18 protein-coding genes and 1 pseudogene are annotated in these 19,389 nt (G+C 67.9%); 14 read left to right on the top strand and 5 right to left on the bottom strand.

The genetic code is table 11. The features are described 5' to 3' along the window. The first annotated feature begins 44 nt into the window (after positions 1-44). The 4 genes from nirK to BW981_RS17390 all read left to right on the top strand — a co-directional run bounded on the left by nirK (position 45) and on the right by BW981_RS17390 (position 3,357). Positions 45-1,187, top strand: a complete 1,143-nt coding sequence (gene nirK, locus BW981_RS17375) for a copper-containing nitrite reductase (protein WP_076441507.1) — start codon at positions 45-47, stop codon at positions 1,185-1,187. Positions 1,188-1,244: 57 nt separating this feature from the next. Next, positions 1,245-2,138: an SUMF1/EgtB/PvdO family nonheme iron enzyme gene (locus BW981_RS17380; RefSeq protein WP_076441509.1), complete on the top strand. Its 894-nt coding sequence runs from the start codon at positions 1,245-1,247 to the stop codon at positions 2,136-2,138. A 64-nt stretch (positions 2,139-2,202) separates the two neighbouring features. Beyond that, a complete protein-coding gene (locus BW981_RS17385) occupies positions 2,203-2,445 on the top strand; it encodes a hypothetical protein (RefSeq protein WP_076441511.1) in 243 nt (80 codons plus the stop codon). Positions 2,446-2,664: 219 nt separating this feature from the next. Next, positions 2,665-3,357, top strand: a complete 693-nt coding sequence (locus BW981_RS17390; RefSeq protein ID WP_076441513.1) for a Crp/Fnr family transcriptional regulator — start codon at positions 2,665-2,667, stop codon at positions 3,355-3,357. A gap of 53 nt (positions 3,358-3,410) precedes the next feature. Here BW981_RS17390 and BW981_RS17395 read toward each other — a convergent pair whose 3' ends face one another. The 5 genes from BW981_RS17395 to BW981_RS17415 form a co-directional block, all read right to left on the bottom strand. After that, the gene (locus BW981_RS17395) at positions 3,411-4,616 is read right to left on the bottom strand and encodes an NnrS family protein (protein ID WP_076441515.1); all 1,206 of its coding nucleotides are present in this window, start codon (positions 4,614-4,616) and stop codon (positions 3,411-3,413) included. A gap of 54 nt (positions 4,617-4,670) precedes the next feature. Beyond that, a complete protein-coding gene (locus BW981_RS17400; RefSeq protein ID WP_076441517.1) occupies positions 4,671-5,105 on the bottom strand; it encodes a pseudoazurin in 435 nt (144 codons plus the stop codon). A 478-nt stretch (positions 5,106-5,583) separates the two neighbouring features. Next, positions 5,584-6,312 carry an ABC transporter ATP-binding protein gene (locus tag BW981_RS17405; RefSeq protein ID WP_076441611.1) on the bottom strand — a complete coding sequence of 243 codons (729 nt, stop codon included), beginning with the start codon at positions 6,310-6,312 and terminating at the stop codon, positions 5,584-5,586. Between the two features lie 4 nt (positions 6,313-6,316). Then, positions 6,317-7,453 (bottom strand): ABC transporter permease, encoded by a 1,137-nt coding sequence (locus tag BW981_RS17410; protein ID WP_076441519.1) that lies wholly within the window; start codon positions 7,451-7,453, stop codon positions 6,317-6,319. Continuing rightward, positions 7,450-8,619: an efflux RND transporter periplasmic adaptor subunit gene (locus tag BW981_RS17415; protein WP_076441521.1), complete on the bottom strand. Its 1,170-nt coding sequence runs from the start codon at positions 8,617-8,619 to the stop codon at positions 7,450-7,452. The genes BW981_RS17410 and BW981_RS17415 overlap by 4 nt, the downstream gene beginning before the upstream one ends. Before the next feature lie 147 nt (positions 8,620-8,766). Between BW981_RS17415 and BW981_RS17420 the strand changes: the two genes are divergently transcribed. The 10 genes and pseudogenes from BW981_RS17420 (at position 8,767) to BW981_RS17465 (ending at position 19,389) form a co-directional block, all read left to right on the top strand. Beyond that, entirely contained in the window at positions 8,767-8,931 is a 165-nt protein-coding gene (locus tag BW981_RS17420) for a hypothetical protein (RefSeq protein WP_348521413.1), read from the top strand. Between the two features lie 247 nt (positions 8,932-9,178). After that, a complete protein-coding gene (locus BW981_RS17425) occupies positions 9,179-10,162 on the top strand; it encodes an SLAC1 anion channel family protein (protein WP_076441525.1) in 984 nt (327 codons plus the stop codon). 8 nt (positions 10,163-10,170) lie between these two features. Next, complete coding sequence (locus tag BW981_RS17430) at positions 10,171-10,602, top strand: DUF6858 family protein (RefSeq protein WP_076441527.1); 432 nt, start codon at positions 10,171-10,173, stop codon at positions 10,600-10,602. Positions 10,603-10,738: 136 nt separating this feature from the next. After that, on the top strand, positions 10,739-12,331 hold the full coding sequence (locus tag BW981_RS17435) for a cytochrome ubiquinol oxidase subunit I (protein WP_076441529.1): 1,593 nt from the start codon (positions 10,739-10,741) through the stop codon (positions 12,329-12,331). 28 nt (positions 12,332-12,359) lie between these two features. Next, entirely contained in the window at positions 12,360-13,511 is a 1,152-nt protein-coding gene (gene cydB / locus BW981_RS17440; RefSeq protein WP_076441531.1) for a cytochrome d ubiquinol oxidase subunit II, read from the top strand. Positions 13,512-13,528: 17 nt separating this feature from the next. Next, positions 13,529-13,615 (top strand): annotated as a pseudogene (cydX, locus tag BW981_RS23455) (cytochrome bd-I oxidase subunit CydX); the annotation flags it as partial. 182 nt (positions 13,616-13,797) lie between these two features. Next, positions 13,798-15,498 carry a thiol reductant ABC exporter subunit CydD gene (gene cydD, locus BW981_RS17450; protein WP_210188688.1) on the top strand — a complete coding sequence of 567 codons (1,701 nt, stop codon included), beginning with the start codon at positions 13,798-13,800 and terminating at the stop codon, positions 15,496-15,498. Continuing rightward, positions 15,492-17,156 carry a thiol reductant ABC exporter subunit CydC gene (gene cydC, locus BW981_RS17455; RefSeq protein WP_076441535.1) on the top strand — a complete coding sequence of 555 codons (1,665 nt, stop codon included), beginning with the start codon at positions 15,492-15,494 and terminating at the stop codon, positions 17,154-17,156. The genes cydD and cydC overlap by 7 nt, the downstream gene beginning before the upstream one ends. Positions 17,157-17,203: 47 nt before the next feature. After that, entirely contained in the window at positions 17,204-17,908 is a 705-nt protein-coding gene (locus BW981_RS17460; RefSeq protein ID WP_210188689.1) for a Crp/Fnr family transcriptional regulator, read from the top strand. Between the two features lie 158 nt (positions 17,909-18,066). Further along, positions 18,067-19,389, top strand: coding sequence for an NAD(P)/FAD-dependent oxidoreductase (locus tag BW981_RS17465; protein WP_076441539.1), 1,323 nt, complete (start codon positions 18,067-18,069; stop codon positions 19,387-19,389).

Below are 19,389 nucleotides of genomic sequence, written 5' to 3' on the forward strand. Positions count from 1 at the left end.
GTGATCACGACCGGAGACGCCGGTTGTCGGCAAGGAGACAAGCCATGGGCCAAGACCGCAAACCGGGCGAAAGCCTCACCCTGACCCGCCGCAGTATCCTGGCAGGAGCGGCGGCCACAGGCGCGATCGCTCAGGCCGCCGCCCCAGCACAGGCGCAGGCAGTGATGACCAAGGTGACGGCGGAAGACATCGCCAAGCTGCCGCGCGTCAAGCAGAAGCTCGTCGATCCGCCCTTCGTCCATCCGCACGAGCAGATCGCGACAGGCGGCCCCAAAGTCATCGAGTTCGAGATGACCATCCATGAGAAGAAGATCGTTCTCGACGATGCCGGCACTGAGACCTTCGCCTTCACCTTCAACGGCACGGTCCCGGGCCCGCTGATGGTCGTGCATGAGGGCGATTATGTCGAGCTGACGCTCATCAACGCCGACACCAACGAACTGATGCACAATATCGACTTCCACGCCTCCACCGGCGCGCTCGGCGGCGGCGCACTGACCGAGGTCAGCCCCGGGGAGCGGGTGGTGCTGCGCTTCAAGGCGACGCGGCCGGGCGTCTTCGTCTATCACTGCGCGCCTCCCGGCATGGTGCCGTGGCACGTCACAGCAGGCATGAACGGGGCGTTGATGGTCCTGCCGCGCGACGGGTTGAAGGACGGCCAGGGCAAGGCGCTGAAGTACGACAAGGTCTATTATGTCGGCGAGCAGGACTTCTATGTCCCACGCGACGAGACCGGCAAGTTCAAGCGCTATGCCAGCCCGGGCGACGCCCACGAGGATGTCGTGAAGGCGATGCGGACGCTGACGCCGAGCCATATCGTCTTCAACGGCAAGGTCGGCGCGCTGACCGGCAAGAACGCCCTGACCTCCAAGGTCGGCGAAACGGTGCTGGTCGTGCATTCCCAGGCCAATCGGGACACGCGGCCTCATCTCATCGGCGGCCATGGCGACTATGTCTGGGCCACCGGCAAGTTCCGCAACCCGCCGGAGCGCGATCTGGAGACTTGGTTCATCCCCGGCGGTTGCGCGGGTGCGGCGCTCTACACCTTCCTGCAGCCCGGCATCTACGCCTACGTCAACCACAACCTGATCGAGGCCTTCGAGCTCGGCGCCGCCGGCCACTTCAAGGTCGAGGGCCAGTGGAACGATGACCTGATGAAGCAGATCAAGGCTCCGGCAGGCATCTGACGATCCCGCCTCCCCGCTCGGGCGGGGAGGCCATCCCTCCCGAAAGGGCTCCCGATCATGGCCACGACGCTGCGCCTCTCGCTGCCGACGCTGACGACCTCGCTCGGCCTCGTCCTCCTCGCCGGCGCCGCCGCCCTCCTGCTGGCGGCGCCGGCGCGGCGCCTGGCCCCGGACCTTCCGCCGCCGCAGACGGTTCTGGTCCGGCCCGGGACGATGCTGCACCGGCTCGACGGCGATTACAGCCGCGTCGGCCAGCCCGTTGACGCCCCGCGCCAGCTGGTGCGGATCCACCGGCCGCTCGAGATCATGCGCTATCAGGTGACGGCGGCCGATTATGCGCGCTGCATCGCGGCCAGCGCCTGCAAGCGCCTCGACCAGCCGGCCTCGCGCGGCGACCTGCCCGTGACCGGCGTCAGCCTGACCGATGCGAGCGACTATGCCGCCTGGCTCTCCCGGGAGACCGGCGCGACATGGCGACTGCCGAGTGACCGCGAATGGGCGTATGCGGCGGGCTCCCGCTTCCGCGACGACGCACGGGGCCTCGATGCAGATGCCGCCAACCCGGCGCTGCGCTGGCTCGCCGACTACGATCGCGAGGCGGAACGCAAGGCCGCGGGCGGCAATGACGTGGCCCTGCGGCCTGTCGGCGGGTTCGGCCTGAACGAGCACGGCGTTGCGGATATCGCCGGCAATATCTGGGAGTGGACATCGACCTGCCTGCGCCGGGTCTCGCTCGACGCCGCCGGCCGGACGCTCGGCGAGACGAGCAATTGCGGCATTCATGTCGTCGAAGGCCAGCATCGCGCGATGATGACCTTCTTCATCCGCAACCCGAAGAGCGGCGGCTGCTCGGTCGGCACGCCGCCAGACCATCTCGGCTTCCGGCTGGTCCGGGAGCGGAGCTGGCGGGACGCCGTGCCGGAGATGCTGCGGCGCCGGCTGCCGGCATGAGTACCACGCTCACCGATCACGCGACCGGAGCCGAAGCGCCGGACGCGCGCCCGGCCTCGATCCGGTGCTGATCGTCAGTGAACTGGTCGTCTTCGGCGCGCTGCGGGGCGCGCTTGTGCTGCCGAGCGCACTCCACCCGGCGGCGGCGCTGGCGGCGCTGAGTCGCGCGCTCGACCGCGACCTTGCCGCCTCCGCCACCGTGATCCTGCTCTGCGGCGGCTTCTTCGCCTCCGTGCGGCAGAGGGCCGCCGGCCGCAAGCCAACCTCGTCGCGCCGGCGCTGGGCGGCATTCTGTTCTGTGGCGTGAAAAGCCTCGCTTTCACGCGGGAGCTTTCAGCGCTCTCCACATAGGAGGACCAGCTGGCTATGCCGCCTTGGTCTGCCTGCTGGCCGGCCTGCCGACCGCATTGGCCGGGCTGTCGTGACGCACTTGAACGGACCCCGTGGTTGCGGTCATATCCGCGCTCCCGCGCGATAGCCCACCGGGTCGCGAACCGCTTTCAAATCCGTCCGAGGAGGAACACCCGTGGCATTGGACCGCAGCGTGCTGCGCAGCATTACGCTCTTCACGGCCATGAGTGATGCCCAACTCGACCGGATGACGGCGCAGGCGAGCGCCCGCAGGGTCCCGCAGGGCGAGGCGGTCTTTGAGCAGGGTGACCCGGCCAAGGCCTTCTACCTGCTGCTACACGGCCGGCTGAAGGTGACGCAGGTGACGCGCGACGGCCAGCAGATCATCGTCAGGGTGGTGCATCCCGGCGATCTCTTCGGCTTCACCCGGGCGCTCAGCCGCCCCGATTATCCGGGCACTGCGACGGCCGCCGTCGACAGCCTCGTCGCCGCCTGGCCCAGTGAATCCTGGGACGGCTTCGTCGAGAACAACCCGCATCTGGCGATGAACGCGATCCGGACCATCGGCCAACGCCTGGACGAGGCCCACACCCGCATCCGCGAGATGTCGACCGAGGAGGTAGAGCGCCGCGTCGCCCATGCCGTGCTGCGGCTCGTCGAGCAGGCGGGCAAGCAGGACGATGCCGGCCTGCGCGTCGACTTCCCGATCTCGCGGCGCGACATTGCCGAGATGACCGGCACGACGCTTCACACCGTTTCGCGCATCCTCAGCTCCTGGGAGACCCGGGGGTTGGTCGAAGGCGGACGGCAGAAGCTGATCGTCTGCGATGTCCCGGCCTTGAGGCGGCTGGCTGAGAACGCGGGATAGGCGCAGCCCGCGACCCGCCTCGCCTCGTCTCGGTCGTTCCCGATGTTGGCCGGTCAGGTTTGCCGGGCCGCAGGCGAGGCCTTGGGGCCGGCCCGCATACCCGTCAGAACACGCCAATAGGCCGCAGCGAAGACCAGGAAGGCCAGAGACCAGCTCAGCCCGGCGACATGCAGCAGCGCGGACGAACCATGTCCGAGACCGGAACAGATCCGTGCCACGGTGCCGATGACGATCAGCGCGTAGCTGAGCTGCGTCGCCGCCGTGGCAATGAGCGGGCGCCCGGTATGGCCGAGGCTGGCGCGCGACATGACGGCAAGCGTCATGGTGCCGAAGGCCCCCGCCGTCCAGGCATGGGCGCCGGCGGCAGGTGCGACGAGCCCGAAGCTCGCCGCCGCGGTCAGCGCGAAGCCCAGCGGCACGAAGAGATAGCCGACATGCAGGATGGCGAGCAGCGGATTGCGCCAGGTGCGATCCCCAGCCCAGCGGGCTAGTCTGACGAGATGGAGGAGTGCTGCCAGAGTCAGCGCAGCCCCTGTCGTCAAACTGTCCGGCAAACCAACCCATAGTCCCAGCGTCATCACGGTGATCGCCAGCACCGCCTTGTCATAGCTGCCGAAGGCGCGCGGCATCCGGCCTTTGCCGCGCTGTGACAGCCAGTTGCGAGAGAAGCTCGGGACGATGCGCCCCCCGATCAGCCCGATCAGCACCAGCACGACGGCAATGGCGAAACGTCTGGAGACCATCGCGCCGCCCATCAGCGCGGCTTCGAGGTGAAAGGCGAGATTGGCCGTAAGCAGCAGCGAGAGCAGGACGACGACCTTGAGATTGCGCCAGTTGCGCCCCGCCACGATCTCGCGGGCGGCGGCGGCGGCGAGCAGCAGCAGGAACAGGCTGTCGATCACCATGGCCAACGGCCAGCCGATCAGACCCGAGACACTGACCGCGGCACGGCCGCCGAGCCAGGCCAGCACCAGCACGAGCAGCGGCGTGCCCTGCACAGGCAGCCGGCCGGTCCAGTTGGGGATCGCCGTCAGCAGGAAGCCTGCGACCGCCGCCGCCTGATAGCCGAAGAGCATCTCATGGATATGCCAGTCGACCGGGTCGAAGGCGGTCGGCACGGAAAGATGGCCGCCGACGAAGGGCAGCCAGACCAGGATCATCAACCCCGCCTGCAAGGCTGCGAGCAGGAAGAACGGCCGGAAACCATAGGACAGGATCGGCGGGCCGTCATAGGCCCGCAGTCGCGGTATCGGTGCCATGATGCCGACCTCCCGCGACCGGCGAGTGCCGGCCGCGTCCGGATCCGAGTGGATTCACTTCGCCTTGGCGAGGAGGTCGGCGAGAACGGTCCTGGCCTTGCCGGGTGCCTTGGCCGCGACGGCGGCCGCGGCGTCGATGTTCGTCGGCTCGCCGACCACGACGAGAGCGACCATGCCCATGCCGTAATGCGGTTTGCAGCGCACGCCATAGACTCCGGACTGCTTGAAGGTGACGTCGATCGGCTCGTTGAGCTTGCTTGCAAAGGGCTCAGCCCCGGCCGGCAGCATGTCCGGAATGGTTGCGGCATCATGGCCCTTGTCCGTGGGAACGAACTTGACCGTGTCGCCCGGCGCGATCTTCACCAGAGCTGGCTCGAACACCATCGCACCTGCGGCGCCCTTGTTCAGCATCTTCACCTCGACCTCGGCGCCACTCGCGCCGGTGATCGCCAACGCCATTACCGCGCCGGCCAGAAGGGTCTTGAACATCCGCTCTCTCCATCATCGCGACGCGCTTTTCAGTTCCTCGCCGCGTTGAAACCCTTAGGCGGAGTGCTCGGCCCGTGGATTGCGTTAGCGCAAATTGGCGGAGCTATCCGTCATCTGCGGCCATCCAGCCTCGACGTCGGTGGCGTCGAGGCTCTCCAAGCCGCAAGAACGGAACCTCCGGTTCTCCCGGCGGCTTCAGAACGACCGTTCAGCGGTTCCAGAAGAACAAGCGCGCATGGCAGCACATCGGCGAAAGGCTGGACAGGGAATGAGATCCGTCAAGGACAGCTCAGTCGAGCCATCTGAAGCCGGACGCCCGCAGAGTCTGCAAAGGCCCGGTTTGGTCCCGAGCCGACCTCTGGAACGTCCGCTTCAGGGCAGGCTGCCGAGGATCGCGATTGAAGAGACCAAGGTTGCGGGTTGGACCTTCGAAAGGTCTGGCCTCGGGCAGCGAGCCGTGGTCGAGCGCACCGCTTTGTCATAAAGCTTGCGATGAAACCACCTCGACGATCCGCCCATCGCGCAGATGGACCATGCGGTCGAGGCGCGAGAAGATTTTCTCGTCATGCGTCACGACGATGACCGCAGCGTCACGCTCGATCGCGACCTGCTTCAGCAGGTCGATGACGATGGCCGCCCGTTCGGAATCGAGCGCCGCGGTCGGCTCGTCGGCGAGGATGATCCGGGGCTCGTTGGCGAGCGCGCGAGCGATGGCCACGCGCTGGGCCTCGCCGCCCGACAGCTTGGATGGCAGCGCATCGGCACGGTGGTCGACCTGCAGATAGCCGAGCAGTTCCATGGCGCGGGCCTTGGCCCGCTCGGGGCTCTCGCCCATCAGCGTGCGGACGATCGCCACGTTCTCCCAGGCCGAGAGGAACGGCAGTAGATTGTGAAACTGGAAGATGAACCCGATCGTCTCGAGCCTGAGCCGCCTGAGATCGCCGATCAGCCATTTGCCGTCGAAGATCGCGCGGCCATCGAGACGGATTGAGCCGGAATCGGGCTCCGTGATGCAGCCGATGCAGTTGAGCAGCGTGCTCTTGCCGGACCCGGAGGGGCCGATCAGGCCCACCACCTCTCCGGTCCCGATCGTCAGATCGATGTCGATCAGTGCTGGCACCTTCGTCGCGCCGGCGCCGAAGGTCTTCGACAGGTGTGCGATTTCGACGACGGGTCCTGGCGCGACGATGGGTCTGGATGAGGCCATCATATCAGCCTCCGAGCGCCGAGGCAGGATCGATCTTCAGCGCCGAGCGCACCCCGAAGATGCTGGCAATCAGACAAACCATGACGATAATGCCGAGCAGGATCGCCGTGTCGGAGGGTTCCAGCACCACGCGTCGCGGGAAATAGTCCTTGGCCAGGCGGATCAGCGTCGCGCCGATGGCGAAGCCCACCAGGCCCATCGCCAACGCCTGCTGGAGGATCAGCGAGACGATCACGCGGTCGGGCGCTCCGATGAGCTTGAGCGTCGCGATCGCTTTCTTCTTGTCCATGGTCATGGTGTAGACGATCAGCCCGATCACCACCGTCGAGACGGCCAGCAGGATCACCGCGAACAGGCCGAGTTGCCGCCGTGCGCGCTCGATCACCGAGCGCGTCAGGATCTCCTCCTGCTGAGCCTCCGTCATCGCGGTCAGATGTTTCCAGCGCGCGATCGAGCCGATGATGCCCTCGGGCGACGCATCGGGTTGCATGCGCACGATGATGGCGCTGACCAGGTCGCTCGACCCGCCGGCCGGCGCATCGCGGGCCGTCTCCCGCCTCACCGCAGACGGATCGAACTGCCACTGGACGATCTGGGCGTCGCGCAAGGTCATCATCAGCACGGGGTCGCCTGCCGAACTGGTGGCGTTCGCGGTCAGGCCGACGACGGTGAAGTCGTCGCGGCCGATGCGGATGCGTTCGCCGAGCGCGAGCCCGGCCTTGCGATCGGCCACCACTTCGGAGCGCGACTTCAGGATGGCGCGGCCTTCCTCGATTGCGACTTCGCTGCCGGGCCGCCCGATCTGGGCGCCGACGATGAAGACGCGCAGGTTCGTGCCGCGATAGGGAAACTCGACGGTCTGGTAGACGACCGCGCCGGCCGCCGCCACGCCGGCATGGACGGCGATGGCATCGCGCGTGTCGCGCGGCAGGCGCGAACTCTCGGCGAAAGGGCCCCTCTTGCCCGCTTCGACGACCCAGGCGTCGGCCCCGGCACTCCGGACCAGGCCGAGCGCCTCGGCGACCAGCCCGCGATAGATGCCGACCATGCCCATGACGACGCCCAGCAGCAGGCTGAGGCCGACGCAGGTCAGGATGAACCGTCCGAGCCCATGCTGGACGTCGCGCCAGGCGAGGTTCATCGGGAGCTCTCGGAGGCCACCGCCCTGCGCCCGACCGTGAAACCGTCCGCCGGCACAGAGACCACCGCGCGCGCGCCGGCGGGAAGGCCCCCGACGATCAGCACGCGACCGTCGAGCAGCCGGTCTCCGAGCGCGACGAGACGCCGATGGAGCTTGCCGTCCTCGACCGTCCAGATCGTGCCCGCACGACCATCGAAACCGCTCACGGCACGCAGCGGCACGAACAGCCCCTCCGGAACGACCCGCTTGATGATCTCGATCTCGGCCTGCTCGCCGAGATAGCGGCCCTCATGCTCCGGCTCGCAGGTCACGCAGCGCACATAGACTCGGCGCTCCTCGGTGACCCGGTCGTTCTCCTGATCGATCCGGACGATCTGCGCCTCGACAACGGTGTTCATCTCGGAGCGCAGCCGCACCAGCGCCTTCTGCCCGATCGCGAGGCCGCCGGACACGGCCTCGTCGACGAAGACACGCACCCAGACCGAGTTCGGTTCGATGATCGTGAAGACGACCTCCCCGACACCGGCGACGGCACCCGCCTCCTTCAGGCGCGACAGGATACGGGCGCGATAAGGCGCCATGATGCGGTGCTGGTCGAGCAGCACCTGCTCGATCGTCAGCGCCGCGGCGACGTCGTCACGGGCCGCCTCGGCGACCCGGACCTCCGCCTTGGCGACGGCGAGATCGGCCTGGGCGAGCGTCTCGTTGGTCTGGGCTTCATCGGCCTGCTCGCGCGAGACGCTGCCGCGATCGACGAGCGACTGGCGCCGCTGGTTCACCAACACTCGCTGCTGGAGGTTGGCCTCCGACCGCTGCAACAGCGCCTGCGCCCTGGCGAGAGCCGCCTGCGCCTGGAGCCTTGCCACCTGCGCCTTGGCGACACGGGCGCGCTGCGAACTGTCCTCGAGAGTAGCCAGCACGGTGCCCGCCGGGACGATCTCGCCCTGGTCGGCGGCAAGCTGCACGATCCGGCCCGCGACCTGAAAGCCGATCCGGGACAGCACCTGCGCTTCGACACTGCCCAGCCCGAAGACCCGGATTTCGACATCGCGCTCGACCCGCGCGACGTCGACCGTGACGGGGCTCAGCTTACGGACATAGAGGATGCCGGCCACCGCCATCGCGACGAGCATCAGAACGGCCGGCAGCGCGAGGCGCTTGAACATGGACAGATCCGATCTCGGAAGGGCGCAACAAGCCGCAGAGCTCCAACTGCCCGTCTCTATCACCGCGGCCGCACCGGCATTGCGCTTCGTCAATCGCCGGCGAAACAACCATGTGTCGCGGCCTGCATGCTCAAGGGCATAGAGCGGGTGACGCCGGTGATCCGGTTCAAGCTGCGCGGCGTCGAGGTGAAGCTGCACGGCCTCCGTCAGGACAACCCGCCGACGATGGTCAGCATCGATTATGAGCTGATCGTCGATACCGACGAAACCGATCAGCGCCTCGAGCTGCCGCACAGGAACGTCCGCAAATAGGGGACGATCTCCAGCACGATCGCGTAAGCCGTGTGGCTGCAGGGTCTGATCCGTCGTTCGACGATCAGCTGACCGAAGGAATGGCTCCGGACAGGCCAGGATGCCCGGACCGGGCATGCCGGCGCCTTCGCCCCGGCCGATTGCGATTACGCAATGAAATAACGCCTCCGCGCGTCATTCTCGCTCCGCCACGGTCGCCGGCCCTCGAGAGCTGCCACCGGCGGCGGGCCCGCCCGGGAGCGACGTCATGACCACAGCCATCTCTGCGAGCGGCCATGAGGCCGAACCTCGCCTCAGTCATTTTCCCGTCAGCTTCTTTTCGATGGTGATGGGCCTCGCGGGGCTCTCGATCGCATTTGAGAAGGCAGGAAGCACGATCCCCTCCCTGCAGGCCGTCGGGCACACCGTGCTGGCGCTCGCCGGCGGCCTGTTCGTCGTGCTCGCGTTGTTCTACGGCGCCAAGATGCTGCTCCACCCGCAGGCGGTGCGCGAGGAGTTCGCCCATCCGGTGCGGCTGCACTTCGTCCCGACGATCGCGATCAGCTTGATCCTGCTCAGCATCGCGTCGCTGGAGCTCAGCCGCGATCTGGCAGCCGGGCTCTTGCTCGTCGGCGCGCCACTCCAGCTGGCACTGACCCTGCTGGTGCTGGATCGCTGGATCAACCGGGAGCATTTCCAGACGCCCCATCTCAACCCGGCCTGGTTCATCCCGATCGTCGGCAACATGCTGGTCCCGATCGCCGCGGTGAGCCTCGGCTATCGCGAAGCCTCCTGGCTGTTCTTTTCGGTGGGCATCGTGTTCTGGCTGCCGCTCTTCGCCGTCGTCCTGAACCGGATCGTCTTCCACCAGCCCTTGCCGGACCGGCTGAGGCCGACGCTCTTCATCCTGATCGCGCCTCCGGCCGTCGGATGCCTCGCCTATCTCAAACTGGCCGGCGGGATCGACGCCTTCGCCCGCATCCTCTACTTCTTCGGGCTGTTCCTGACGGTGCTCCTGCTGACGCAGTTGCCGCGACTGCGGCGCATCGCCTTCTACCTGTCCTGGTGGGCCTATTCCTTTCCGCTCGCGGCGATCACCGTTGCGAGCTTCGCGATGGCGGAGCAGACCGGCTTTGCGGGCTATCGCCAGATCGGCTTCGTCCTGCTGGCCTTCACCAGCCTTCTCGTCACCGGCCTGCTGCTGCGCACCGGCATCGCGGTCGCCCGGCACCAGATCTGCCAACCGGAATAGGTGGCGTCATGCAGTCCGAACTGCGGCCCGCCCGCCCGCAAATCATCCACGCGCGCTATCCGGTCTTCATCCTCGACGTCGCCAAGACAGGAACTGCGTGCCGAAACGTTGCCGACATCGTGGCGCATTTCCGCCGGCTGATCGAGCGGCATCCCTGTGCTCGCTTCCTCGGCGTGTTCGACCATATGGCCCATACGCGCGCCTTGCCGGACGGCGAGATCGCGGAGGGGATTCTCGACGCCCAGAACGTCGTGTTCTGTTTCGGCATGTCGATCCCCAATCCGGAGATCCTGGCCTTGCGGCCGCGCTCGATCGGCATCGCGGAACTGACGGACCGGTTCGTCGTCAGCTTCCTCGAAACCCCGATGCCCCTGGCCAATTCCGCTATGGAGAACTGGGCCCAGTCCCTCCTCGCCGACCCGCAGCCTGGCTTCGGCTAGGAAAACGATCGGCTCTGTTCGCGATTGCGATTACGCAATGCGACGTTACGGCGATCTGCCTTTCCTAGCAGGGTGACACACGCCGAGGCCCACCGAGCAGGGCCGAGGCGAGCCGCTCTTGAGGAGCCCTCCGTCCATGATCGACCCGACCTTCGTCGAGCTATCCCGGTGGCAGTTCGCCGCGGTGGCGATGTACCATTTCATCTTCGTTCCGCTGACACTGGGCCTGAGCTGGATCCTCGTGATCACGGAATCGGTCTATGTGATGACCGGCAAGGAAATCTACCGCGACATGTCGCGGTTCTGGACCAAGCTCTTCGCGATCAACTTCGCGCTCGGCGTCACCACCGGCCTGACCATGGAGTTCCAGTTCGGGACGAACTGGGCCTACTACTCGCATTACGTCGGCGACATCTTCGGCGCGCCGCTGGCGATCGAAGGCCTGATGGCCTTCTTCCTCGAATCGACCTTTGTCGGCCTGCTCCTGCTCGGCCGTGATCGCCTGAGCAAGCGGCGCTATCTTGCCGTCGTCTTCGCAACCGCGCTCGGCACCAACCTGTCTGCGCTCTGGATCCTCGTCGCCAATGGCTGGATGCAGAACCCCGTCGGTGCCGAGTTCTCGGCGGAGACGATGCGCATGGAAATGACCGACTTCGTCGCGGTGCTGCTCAACCCCGTGGCGCAGGTCAAGTTCATCCACACCGTCGCGGCCGGCTATGTGACGGCCTCGATGTTCGTCATCGGCATCTCGGCCTGGTACATCCTGAAGGGCCGGGACCTGGCCTTCGCCAAGCGGTCCTTCGCCGTGGCGGCCGGCTTCGGCCTGGCCTCCTCGCTGTCGGTGATCGTGCTCGGCGACGAGAGCGGCTACGAACTCGGCGACGTCCAGAAGATGAAGCTCGCCGCGATCGAGGCCGAGTGGCACACCCAGCAGGCGCCGGCGAACTTCAACCTCTTCGCCCTGCCGGACCAGGACAAGCGCGAGAACCGCTACGAGGTGCAGATTCCTTGGGCGCTCGGCCTGATCGCGACGCGGTCGATCGACAAGCAGGTTCCGGGCATCACCGAACTCGTGGCGAAGAACGAGCAGCGCGTCCGTTCGGGCATCCTTGCCTACGGCGCGCTCGAAAAGCTGCGGGCCGGCGACAGCTCCTCTGAAACCAAGGCCGTCTTCAACGACCACAAGAAGGATCTCGGCTACGGGCTGATGCTGAAGCGCTATGTCGAGGATCCTGCCGCCGCGACGGAGCAGCAGATCGCGACGGCGGCTTGGGACGGCGTCCCCCACGTGCCCTACCTGTTCTGGAGCTTCCGGATCATGGTCGCCTTCGGCTTCACCATGCTCACGCTGTTCGCCCTGTCCTTCTACCATCTGGCCCGCGGCACGATCGAGCGGCAACGCTGGCTTCTGCGCCTGCTGGTCTGGAGCATCCCGCTGCCCTGGCTCGCCAGCGAACTCGGCTGGTTCGTCGCCGAATATGGCCGCCAGCCCTGGGCGATCGGTGAGGTGCTGCCGACCTTCCTCGCGACGTCAGCCCTGACGGTCACCGATCTGATCGTCTCGATGAGTGCGTACTTCGCCTTCTACACGCTGCTGCTGGTCATCGAAGTCTACCTCATGGTCCGCTTCGTCCGGCTCGGCCCCAGCTCGCTGCATACGGGCCGCTATCACCACGAGCAGCCCGACCCGCCATCGCCCGTCCCGCCCCGCCTCGTCGCGGCCGAATGAGCGCATTTCCCGTCCGAGGAGCGAGACGATGCTCGACTATGAAAGCCTGAAACTCATCTGGTGGGCCCTGGTGGGGGCCCTGCTGATCGGCTTCGCCATCACCGACGGCATGGATATGGGCGTCGGCATGCTGCTGCCCTTCCTTGGCCGCAACGACCCCGAACGGCGTGTCATCATCAACACGATCGGACCGCACTGGGACGGCAACCAGGTCTGGCTGATCACCGCCGGCGGCGCCATCTTCGCCGCCTGGCCGGCCGTCTATGCGGCCGCCTTCTCCGGCTTCTACCTGGCGATGCTGCTTGTCCTCATCGCCCTGTTCTTCCGCCCGGTCGGCTTCGACTACCGCAGCAAGATCGACAATCCGACCTGGCGCAATGCCTGGGACTGGGGTTTGTTCGCCGGCGGGCTGATCCCCGCGCTGATCTTCGGCGTCGCCTTCGGCAATCTGCTGCAGGGCGTGCCCTTCCACCTCGATCGCTTCCTCAGACCGCATTACGAGGGGTCCTTCATCTGGGCCCTGCTGCCGCTCCTGAACCCCTTCGCCCTGCTCGCCGGGCTGATCAGCGTCGGCATGCTGGCGCTGCACGGCGCGATCTGGCTGCAGATGCGTACCGACGACGTGATCGCCGCACGGGCGCGGGCGCTGGTGCCGATGCTCGCCATCGGCGTTTCCGCCCTCTTCGCGCTGGGCGGGCTGTGGGTCTGGCTCGGCATCGACGGCTACCGGATCGTCTCCCAGCCGCCGCTGTCGGCCCTGCCGAACCCGCTCGCAAAGGAGGTCGTGCGTGCTTCCGGGGCCTGGTTCGACGTCTACCGCAACTGGCCCGTCACCCTGATCCTACCCCTGACCGGTCTCGTCGCGCCACTTCTCGCCGCCGCCCTGTCGCGGCAGGAGAGGCCCGGTCTCGGCTTCACCCTGAGCGGCCTCGGCCTGACCGGGATCATCGGCACCGCAGGGCTGTCGCTGTTTCCCTTCATCATGCCGTCCAGCACGCAGCCCTCCTCGAGCCTGACGGTCTGGGACGCCGCCTCCAGCCACATGACCCTGAAGATCATGTTCTGGGCCGTGGTGATCCTGCTGCCGATCGTGCTCGCCTACACGGTCTGGGCCTATGTCCAGATGTGGGGGAAGGTCACCGTCGCCGACGTCGAAGCGCGCAAGCATCAGGCCTATTGAGCCGGAAGGAACCCGCCATGTGGTATTTCGCCTGGATCCTCGGCGTCACGGCCGCCCTCGCCATCGCCATCATCAACGTCATGTGGTTCGAATTCCAGAACGAGTTCGAGACGCGCGGAACCGCGCTGCCTGGGGCCGACGGGTCGATCGATGACCGGCGACAGAGCATGGAAGCAGCGCCGCGGCCCATGGGGTCCTCGGGCGCAATCGGCCGCTGACGACCGCCGGTCGATGGCCTCGCCGATCGCGGCGCCGCGGCGAAGACCATCAACCGAATGGCATCCTCGTGACCTCCGCCCCGAACGACCTGGCCTTCCTCCGGCGCCTACGGCCGCTGGCTGCCCGCGAGCTGCGCCTCGCGCTCCTGGCCGGCGCCGTGGCGGGCGTGATGGTGGTGCTTCAGGCCTGGTGGGTCGCGACCATCCTCGACCGGGCGCTGGTCGGCCGTGAGCCCCTGGCGGAGCTCGTCCTGCCCTTCGTCCTCCTGTTCGGCATCGTGGCGCTGCGCGCCGCCTCGACCTTCGCGGCCGAGCGGTTAGGTTTTGCGGCCGCGATGCGGGTGGTGCCGGCGCTGCGCCGCGCCCTGCTCGGCAAGCTCGGCCGGGTCGGACCATCGGGCGCCGCAGCGCTGCCGACCGGCGAGATCGTCGCGGCGCTGTCGGACGGCGTGCGCGCGGTCGAGCCCTTCTTCTCACGCTACCTGCCGGCGACCGCGCAGGCCGCGATGCTGCCCGTCGGTATCTTTCTCGTCGTGGCGCCGCTGGACTGGCTGTCGGCGCTGGTCTTCCTCGTCACCGCCCCGCTCATCCCCCTCTTCATGGTGCTGATCGGCAAGGGCGCCGAGGCGCTCAACCAGCGGCAATGGCTGCGGCTGCAGCGCATGTCGGGCCATTTTCTCGATGCTGTGCAGGGCCTCGCCTCGATCAAGGCCTTCGGCGCCGGACCCCGGATGGTCGCCGAGGTCGGCGCCACGGCCGAGCGCTACCGGCGCGACACGATGGCGGTGCTGCGGATCGCCTTTCTGTCGTCGCTGACGCTTGAATTCTTCTCGACGGTCGCGATCGCGATCATCGCCGTTTTGATCGGCTTCCGGCTGCTCTGGGGCGAACTCGATTACCGGGCGGGCCTGTTCATCCTGCTGCTGGCGCCGGAATTTTATGGTCCGCTGCGGATGATGGGCACCGCCTATCATGCCCGCATGGAAGCGCTGGGGGCCGCGTCGAGACTTGTCGCGCTCGATGCCCTGCCGGAGCCGGTGCTCGCCAGCGGCACGGCCAGGCCCGCTTTCGGCGATGGCATCGCGATCCGCTTCGAGGATGTGCATCTGACCTACCCCGACGGCCGCATCGCGCTGCGGGGCGTTACCTTTGCCATCGAGCCCGGGGAAACCGTTGCCTTCGCGGGTCCCTCCGGCGCCGGCAAGTCCAGCATCCAGGCCCTGCTGCTCGGCTTCGTCGGCCCCACCAGCGGGCGCATCCTGATCGACGGCCATCCGCTCGAGACGCTCGATCCCGAGCATTGGCGCCGCCATCTCGGCTTCATGCCGCAGCGGCCCAAGCTGTTTGCGGCGTCCGTGCGCGGCAACATCGCACCGGGCGAAGCCGATCCGGACGACAGCGCCATCCTCAGGGCCGCCGAACGCGCGGGCGTCGCCGGGGTGATCGCCGACCTGCCGCAGGGGCTCGACACGGCGATCGGCAATGGCGGGCGGCAGCTCTCGGGCGGTCAGGCGAGCCGCATCGCCCTTGCGCGCCTCTTCTGCCGCGACGCGCCGCTCGCCCTGCTGGACGAACCGACCGCCCATCTCGACGATGACAGCGAGGCCATGATCCATGCGGCCATCACGCAACTGAAGGGGCGGCGGACCCTTCTGGTCAATGCTCACCGCCCCGCGAGCCTCGCGCTGGCCCACAGGATCATCCGGATCGAGGAGGGTCGCATCGCGGTTGGGCAGGCAGAACCTGCCGAGACAGCCTGCCCATGTTGACGCTGCGCAGGATCGGGCCGCTGCTGCGGCCGCTGGCCGGTTGGATCGCGCTCGCCATTGGGCTCGGGGCGCTGGCGATGCTGGCCAATATCGCGCTGCTGGCCCTCTCCGGCTGGTTCATCACCGCCATGGCCATGGCCGGTCTGGCAGGGGTGTCGATGAACTATTTCACGCCCGGCGCCACGATCCGCGGACTGGCGATGACCCGCACCGCAGGCCGCTATGCCGAGCGCGTGGTCGGGCACGAGGCGACGCTGCGCGTCGTCGCAACGCTGCGGCCCTGGCTGTTCGAGCGGTTGCTGCCGCTCGCACCGGCGGTCCTTGCCGACCTGCGTGACGGCGACCTGCTGTCGCGACTGCGGGGCGATGTCGACCGGCTCGAACTGGTGGTGCTGCGCGTTGTCGCGCCCATCGCCGTCGCCGCCATCGTTCTGGCGGTCGGCCTCGGCTGGCTCGCGGTCGCCCATGCGGCCATCGCGGGCGTCGTGGCGCCGCTGCTGGTGCTGGCGGGTCTCCTGGTGCCGCTGGCGGCCCAGCGCTACGGCGCCTGTGCCGCCGCGCGGCTGGCGGAAGGCCAGGCGCGGCTGGCCGCGACGCTGGTCGACCATGTCGAGGGTCTGGCCGAGCTCGCGATCTACGACCCGCAGGAGCGGCATGTCGCGCGGCTGCTGGCGGAGAGCGACGCGGTTCTGGACGACGAGACGCGGCTGGCGAAGGCCAATGCCTTCACCGGCGCGATGGTCGGCTTCTGCGCCCATCTCGCCCTGATCGCGGCGATGGCCGTGGCGATCGCCGCCTTTGCAGGCGGTGCGCTGACGGCGCCGCAGGTGCCCATGCTCGCGCTGCTTTCGCTCGCCCTGTTCGAGGCGGTGGCGCCGCTGCCGCTTGCCCTTCAGTCCCTGCCGGCGGTCCGGGCGTCGATCCAGCGTCTCTTGTCGGTGACCGAGCGGGTGCCGGCCGTGCAGGAACCGGCACGTCCGATCCCGCCGCCGGCCTCAGGCGTGCTCCGCTTCGAGCGGGTCAGCCTGCGCTATCCCGGCGCCACCGACCTCGCGCTGAGCGACATCGACATCGCGCTCGCGCCGGGCCGGATGCTCGGAGTCGCCGGGCCGAGCGGAGCCGGCAAATCCAGCCTCGTTTCGGTGGCGATGCGGTTCGTGCCCGAAACCGAAGGCCGCATCTCCTTCGCCGGCACGGCGCTCTCGGCCTTCGATGGCGATGCCTGGCGCCAGCGCATCGCGCTGCTGCCGCAGGACGCCCCTCTGCTCGCCGCGACCATCCGGGCCAATCTGCAGCTCGCCGCGCCCGATGCGGGCGAGGCCGAGATGCGAGCGGCCTGCGAGCTGGCCGGCATCCTGCCCTGCGTCCTGCAGCAGCCCGAGGGGCTCGACACCTTTGTCGGCGCCCATGGCACCAAGGTCTCCGGAGGCGAGGCCCGGCGGATCGCGCTGGCGCGGGCCCTGCTCAAGCCTGCCCCGATCCTGATTCTCGACGAGCCGACCGAAGGGCTCGACCCTCAGGCGGCCCTGTCCCTGCTGCAGCGTCTGCGCCGCGCACGGGCCGAGCAGGCCATCCTCGTCATCAGCCATGACGAGGCCATCCTGCGCGCCTGCGACACGACTCTGCGTCTTGTCGCGGGACGCATGCTTGCGCACTGATGGACGCTCGGCACAATGCTGTCCGCAATCGGCCCGGGAGACGGTGGGTGAAGCGAATCGGCGCGACGGAAGCGTGGACAGGCACGGCGGATTGCCGCCTCTGTGCGATCCGCGGCTCGGTGCTGTTCGCCGGCCTGAAGGAGGACGACTTCGAGCGGTTCCATCGGCCGATCGACCAGTCGGTCTACGGGGCCGGCGCTACCATCTACGCCATGGGCGACCCCGCGACATCGCTGTTCACGATCCGCTCCGGGCTGGTCAAGCTGACCCAGTTCCTGCCGGATGGCACGCAGCGGATCGTGCGGCTCCTGCGCAGCACCGACCTGATCGGACTCGAGGCCCTCATCGCCAGCGAGTATCCCCACACCGCCACGGCGCTGCAGCCGACCGAGATCTGCCGCCTGCCGGTAGACTTCGTGCGGTCGCTCTCCCACAGCAACGCCCAGCTCTTCAACGAGCTGATGGCGCGCTGGCACAGGGCCCTGAGCAACGCCGACCGCTGGATCACGGAGTTTTCGACCGGCTCGTCGCGGGACCGGGTCGTGCGTCTCCTGCTCTGGCTGGCGGAAGCCCGCGGCGACGAGCGCTGCGAATTGTTCAGCCGCGAGGATCTCGGCGCCGTCCTTGGCCTGACCACCGAGACGGCAAGCCGGACCATGGCGGAGCTGAAGCGGCAGGGCTTCATTTCCGAGCCGCGGCTGAACCAGTTCCTCTGCGACATGCCGAGCCTGCGCCGCCTGCTCGAGACCTGACCGGCGGCACCGCGACCAAGGTCGAAGCGCACCGCCGTCATCCCATTGCGAATTGTCATTTCGACCGCGGTTCCGCAGGCGCAGGAAGCGCAGGCGGGGTGTCACGCGAGGCGGCCCGCCAATCGCTCCCGAAGGTGGAGCGGATCCGGGAGGGGTCCATGGCATCAACGTCGGAACGGGATTTGACGCGCCGCAACGTGCTGAGGCTGGCACTCGCCGGCGCCGCCGCAGCCGGATGGGCACGGCCGGCGGGCGCGGCGGCCAAGGTCGCGACGAAAGCACGGATCGTGATCGCAGGTGCGGGCGCTGCGGGCCTGGCCACCGCCTCCCGGCTCAGCCAGAGGCTCGACGGCGCGCAGATCACGATCATCGATGCGCGTCGCGCCCATTTCTATCAGCCTGGCTTCACGCTGGTCGCCGCCGGGCTCAAGCCGAAGAGCTATGCGATCGGGGCGACACGTGACTATGTCGCGCCCGGGGCGACCCTCGTTGAGGACCGGGTGGTCGCCTTCCACCCCGAGTCGAACGTCGTCGTGACGGCCGGCGGTCAGCGCTTCGGCTACGACTTTCTGATCGTCGCCACCGGACTCCAGCTCGACTATGCCGCGATCGAGGGCATGGACACGCGGCTGATCGGGGTCGACGGCATCGGCTCCGTCTATGGCGGCCCCGACGCGGCCGAGGCGACCTGGCGGGAGCTGGCGCGCTTCATCGAACGCGGTGGCGTAGGCCTGTTCCACCGTCCCGACACCGAGATGAAATGCGCGGGCGCACCGCTGAAATACGCCTTCATCGCCGATGATCGGCTGCGTCGCGCGGACAGGCGCGGCAAGGCCGAACTGATCTATGCCGCCCAGAACAAGGCTCTCTTCAGCGTCCCGATCGTCTCCGAGAAGGTGCGCATGCTGTTCGAGGAGCGGCAGATCCGGACGACGCACGACCATGTCATGACGGCGATTGATCCGGGACGCCGCATCGCCACCTTCAGGACCCCGCAGGGCCGGACCGAGATCGGCTACGACTTCGTCAACATCGTTCCGCCAATGCGCGCGCCCGATCCGGTCCGGTTCAGCCCCCTGGCCTGGCAGAGCGGCATCTTCGCCGCCGATGGCTGGATGGAGGTCGATCCCGCGACGCTGCGCCACCGCCGTTTCCCCAATGTCTTCGGCATCGGCGACGTGGCGGGCGTGCCCAAGGGAAAGACAGCCGCCAGCGTCAAATGGCAGGTGCCCGTGGCGGTCGACCATCTGGTGGCGAGCCTCCAGGGCAGCGTCTCCGAAGCCGCCTATAACGGCTACACCTCCTGCCCGCTGATCACCCGGATCGGCCGGGCGATGCTGGTCGAGTTCGATTACGACAACAACCTCACCCCGTCCTTCCCGGGTGTGATTGCCCCGCTGGAGGAGCTCTGGGTGTCGTGGGTGATGAAGGGCATCGCTCTCAAGCCGACCTATCTCGCCATGCTTCGCGGCCAGGCCTGA

It is taken from the genome of Allobosea sp. TND4EK4 (assembly GCF_900156025.1).
Lineage (GTDB): Bacteria > Pseudomonadota > Alphaproteobacteria > Rhizobiales > Beijerinckiaceae > Allobosea.

Coding starts and splice junctions, on each gene's coding strand:
- BW981_RS17395 (WP_076441515.1), bottom strand. CDS start 4,616: ATGGCACCGATACCGCGACTGCGGGCCTATGACGGCCCGCCGATCCTG.
- BW981_RS17405 (WP_076441611.1), bottom strand. CDS start 6,312: ATGGCCTCATCCAGACCCATCGTCGCGCCAGGACCCGTCGTCGAAATC.
- BW981_RS17430 (WP_076441527.1), top strand. CDS start 10,171: ATGCAGTCCGAACTGCGGCCCGCCCGCCCGCAAATCATCCACGCGCGC.
- BW981_RS17425 (WP_076441525.1), top strand. CDS start 9,179: ATGACCACAGCCATCTCTGCGAGCGGCCATGAGGCCGAACCTCGCCTC.
- BW981_RS17400 (WP_076441517.1), bottom strand. CDS start 5,105: ATGTTCAAGACCCTTCTGGCCGGCGCGGTAATGGCGTTGGCGATCACC.
- nirK (WP_076441507.1), top strand. CDS start 45: ATGGGCCAAGACCGCAAACCGGGCGAAAGCCTCACCCTGACCCGCCGC.
- BW981_RS17465 (WP_076441539.1), top strand. CDS start 18,067: ATGGCATCAACGTCGGAACGGGATTTGACGCGCCGCAACGTGCTGAGG.
- cydB (WP_076441531.1), top strand. CDS start 12,360: ATGCTCGACTATGAAAGCCTGAAACTCATCTGGTGGGCCCTGGTGGGG.
- BW981_RS17410 (WP_076441519.1), bottom strand. CDS start 7,453: ATGAACCTCGCCTGGCGCGACGTCCAGCATGGGCTCGGACGGTTCATC.
- BW981_RS17415 (WP_076441521.1), bottom strand. CDS start 8,619: ATGTTCAAGCGCCTCGCGCTGCCGGCCGTTCTGATGCTCGTCGCGATG.
- cydC (WP_076441535.1), top strand. CDS start 15,492: ATGTTGACGCTGCGCAGGATCGGGCCGCTGCTGCGGCCGCTGGCCGGT.
- BW981_RS17380 (WP_076441509.1), top strand. CDS start 1,245: ATGGCCACGACGCTGCGCCTCTCGCTGCCGACGCTGACGACCTCGCTC.
- BW981_RS17435 (WP_076441529.1), top strand. CDS start 10,739: ATGATCGACCCGACCTTCGTCGAGCTATCCCGGTGGCAGTTCGCCGCG.